This is a genomic window from Crenothrix polyspora, assembly GCF_900163755.1.
GTDB classification, from domain to species: Bacteria; Pseudomonadota; Gammaproteobacteria; order Methylococcales; family Methylomonadaceae; genus Crenothrix; species Crenothrix polyspora.
On record NZ_FUKI01000020.1, the window covers coordinates 1 to 3,901 of the forward strand.

The 3,901-nt window shown below is 41.7% G+C and carries 4 protein-coding genes; 2 read left to right on the plus strand and 2 right to left on the minus strand.

All coding sequences use genetic code 11. The annotated features are described in order from the left end of the window. Window positions 1-175 precede the first annotated feature (175 nt). The gene (locus tag CRENPOLYSF2_RS01545) at window positions 176-970 is read left to right on the plus strand and encodes a slipin family protein (protein WP_087142213.1); all 795 of its coding nucleotides are present in this window, start codon (window positions 176-178) and stop codon (window positions 968-970) included. 192 nt (window positions 971-1,162) lie between these two features. Here CRENPOLYSF2_RS01545 and CRENPOLYSF2_RS01550 read toward each other — a convergent pair whose 3' ends face one another. Both CRENPOLYSF2_RS01550 and CRENPOLYSF2_RS01555 read right to left on the minus strand, forming a co-directional pair. After that, the gene (locus CRENPOLYSF2_RS01550) at window positions 1,163-1,591 is read right to left on the minus strand and encodes a YcgN family cysteine cluster protein (protein ID WP_087142214.1); all 429 of its coding nucleotides are present in this window, start codon (window positions 1,589-1,591) and stop codon (window positions 1,163-1,165) included. Window positions 1,592-1,608: 17 nt separating this feature from the next. Continuing rightward, entirely contained in the window at window positions 1,609-2,913 is a 1,305-nt protein-coding gene (locus CRENPOLYSF2_RS01555) for a flavohemoglobin expression-modulating QEGLA motif protein (RefSeq protein ID WP_087142215.1), read from the minus strand. Between the two features lie 311 nt (window positions 2,914-3,224). Here CRENPOLYSF2_RS01555 and mepK point away from each other — a divergent pair, with 311 nt between their 5' ends. Then, entirely contained in the window at window positions 3,225-3,824 is a 600-nt protein-coding gene (mepK, locus tag CRENPOLYSF2_RS01560; protein ID WP_087142216.1) for a peptidoglycan L,D-endopeptidase MepK, read from the plus strand. The last annotated feature ends 77 nt before the right edge of the window (window positions 3,825-3,901 follow it).

Below are 3,901 nucleotides of genomic sequence, written 5' to 3' on the forward strand. Positions count from 1 at the left end.
GCAGGATATTGGCCAGCAAGGGCGATAGCGGACCACCTTGTGGTGTGCCCACTTCGCTCGGTTTATTATGGCTTAATAAATTTGGACAAAGTTATGAGTTTTTACTGAAATTCGCATTTTTATTCAGTACTAATTTAACTGCTGTGTGTTATTTGAAGCTTTCAAAGGAGGATTCATGAATGAAGTTGTTTTCGCTATTCTTGCGGTCTCTGTCGCCATTGCCATCGCAGGGTTACGCATCGCCAACCAATATCAACGCGCCGTCGTGTTTAGATTGGGGAAACTTCAAGGCCTTCGCGGGCCTGGGCTTTATTGGATAATTCCCGCAATCGAATGGCAACAGACGATTGACATTCGAACCATTACTACTTCTGTTGATCAGCAAGAGACCATCACGAAGGACAACGTTCCTGTGAAGGTCACTGTTGTCATCTGGTATTCCATTACGAATCCTATCAAATCCGTTGTCGAAGTGGTCGACGTTGGGAAAGCAGTCGTTCAAGTTGCTCTTACTTCGATGCGCAACGTCATCGGTCGACACACGCTGGATGATGTCTTGAAGGAACAAGAAAGACTTGGCACTGATATGCGCAAAGTAATCGACGGCGCAACCGAACCGTGGGGCGTTAAAGTCACGAGAGTAGAGATGCGCAATGTCGAAATTCCTGAGTCAATGCAACGAGCAATGGCTCAGGAAGCTGAGGCACTTCGTGAAAAACGAGCGAGAATCATCAAGGCTGAAGCCGAACTCGAGGCAGCAGTGAAGCTGAGAGAGGCAGCTGGCCTCATTATGGAAAATCCCGCAGGTCTGGAACTACGACGGATGCAAATGATTACCGAGGTAGGAGCTGAGCAAAACACGACTACGATAATCATGATGCCAAGTGAGTTTGTATCGATGGCCAAAGGCATCGCAGAGTGGACAGGAAGACTTGCGGGTAAGACAACCAAAGATGATCGGGAGACCTAACCCTTCCATCGAAAGACAGGCAAAAAGCTGCGCTTTTTGTGTAATGGTTCAATAAACTTGGACAGTTATATTGGGTTTTGTATTTGGCTTAGTATTTTTGTTCGGTGCTAATTTAGCAACTGTGTGTTACTTGGCAGCCTAATCGGATTCGTCCAATACTTATTCCTAGTTTTTATACAAGCATGAGCCAATTTATTTTAACCATTTGATGATGTGATCCTGGATTTGATTCACATCACATTCTTTCATAGCATAGCTTCTAACCGAAATGCCTGCGTTATGCGTACTAGTCGCTTTTCCTGACACCAAAGGATGCCATGACGGTAAATCTTCACCATCAGCCAGCAATCGATAAGCGCAAGTGGAAGGTAACCAATTAAATTCGGTAAAATCATGTTGTTTTAAATCAAGACAAGTAGGGACTAATTGCGTGCGCTCATTGTAACGGGTACAGCGGCAGCTTTTTAAATCAATTAGATTGCATACAACACTGGTGTAATGTATTGCACCGGTTTTATCGTCTTCTAATTTATGTAAACAGCATTTGCCACAGCTATCACACAGTGACTCCCACTCTTCTGTGGACATTTCGCTTAAAGTTTTTATTTTCCAAAATTGCATAGATTTTTAATGTCCAATTACAAAACGTTGGCATAGTCTTGTTCAAGTTGGCGAAAATTCATAGAGGTCATAAAGCGGCTAAAGCTTAACCACGCCGAAAGCCCCATTAAATCAGTGAATTGTGGCGGCAAAAAACGCGGCGCGATAACCGTACCCTCTTCAACCAAATCGGCTAAAACTTTCATATCTTCTAGCATGGTTTTGCCGCAAAAAAGTAAAGGAATACGATCCGGCTTACCTTTGCTAACTGCCAAGCGCATAAAATTGTACGTTAGCACGAAGCCTTTAATATAAGTTAAATCCTTAGTAAACGGCGAGCCATCTGGTGTGCTGCCTCTAAATACACGACTGCTTAACAGATAACTGTCTTCTTCACTCATGTCTTTTTCCCGAAAAAACCGGAATATATCCATAAAGTCTGCACCATTTTCTACCAAAGTAATAGCACGTACCCGATTAATCAAGCGCATAAGACGGTTGGGCGTAGAACTAAACGTCAGTATCTCCATTAATACAGCAAGACCTTCTTGAGTGACGGTTGCCGAGGGTGGGCCTTTGCCTAAAAATGTGCAATAAGGTTGCGCGAGACCATTAAGTGTCGTGCCCAAATGTACCCAAATTTCATGAACTTCAAGTACGCGTAAATCACGCATATTAAATAAGGCATCAGCACGTAACTTAATATAGTCAGTACCTGCGGCAGCATCAGCTAAAATACCGTCACTGAGCATAGCTCTTAAGCCATCGCCTGGGAATAACGCTTGTATTTTTTCATTTAAAAGCACCACAGCATCTTTAGCAGTAATTGTTTTGGCTTCTTCGGTTAAAAAATCCAGTTTCAGTAATTGCTGTAAAGTTGACTCCATCATGCTGCCCAAATCGGCAATAGTCGGGTCGCCTACATGAAATACATCGTGGGAAGAACCGTATAATTCTTGAGAGACATTAGAAAATGTTTGTGATCCCCTGCCCTCCAGCATGGTAACAACATCTTGATATTCGCGACAAATACGCCGCATGATGACACTGAGTGGATTAAGCTGCCCTAGTTTACGCACCAAGTCACGCTCAATTTGATAAAATTCCAGTTTTTTTTCAGCAGGATCAAAACCTAAAGGTCGCGTTGTATAATACGCAGCATTAACAAGCGGCATATTTTTACACTGTGCTTTAAAAAATGCCTGTTTAATACTATCATCCCATTTAATAGCATCCAAAATACGAATAGGTTGCTGGGCTTTGACAATTCGATCGGAGAGAGTTTTAACTTCGATTAAATAACCGGAAGGTGGTAGTACGCTATTATGCAGAATGGAAGACATTATTCGTTAAGTGTTTCTGTAAAGTCAGACATAATCTATGGTAACAGAAACCGCTTATTTTGTAGGATTTCTACTGCGTGTTCCAGACAAATCGCTAAAAAATTGACATAAATATTTTTTTATTTAAGATTAGCTTAAGATTAAACGCCGAAAATTCAACCAGGAGTTGGAATGCGTCAAATTATTGAGGCATTTGTTATTACTCTACGGAAAGAGACCCCAGTGGTCAGGTCGGTCTGGCAGTCAAAGTTTGTTATCGCTTTGCGCTGTCTCCTAAAATGCAGTAACCAGTCTTTAAGAAGTAGTCAACTATGAATCAGTCACAATTAGAAAATCTCACTCATAACAACGATATTGTTATGTCAAAACGTCACTTTATGAGAAACATAGCGTGTGGTTCCCTGATAGCAGTGGGAGGAGGTGTACCTGAAATTGCCAAAGCGACTGCATGGAGCTTTCCTTCAAGTCGTTCAGTTGCTTTAGAGAATGTTCATACCGGCGACAAGATCAAATTGACTTATTTTGAAAATGGTCGATATGTTAGAGGTGCATTACATGAAATCAGTTACGCTTTGCGTGACTATCATAATGATATTGTTTACCCGATAGACCCTGCTTTAATTGATCAATTACATGATTTAAAAAATACATTGGGCATGAACAAACCGTTTCATATCGTTTCAGGTTATCGTTCGCCATCCACTAATGCTAACTTGCGTCGAACCAATCATAAAGTAGCTCGCCACAGTTTACACATGGAAGGTAGGGCTATTGATATTAAAATTGAAGGTGTGCGTACCAAAACCATTCGTGATGCTGCATTAAGCTTACGCAGTGGTGGTGTTGGTTATTATCCGTATGCGCATTTTGTACATTTAGATACTGGCGATATTAGAACATGGCGCAAATAATTTTTTAAAGCCTTCTTACTCACATTGAGCGGCTATCACCCATAGGAAAGTTGATATATATTTGCTACCGTGGGGCC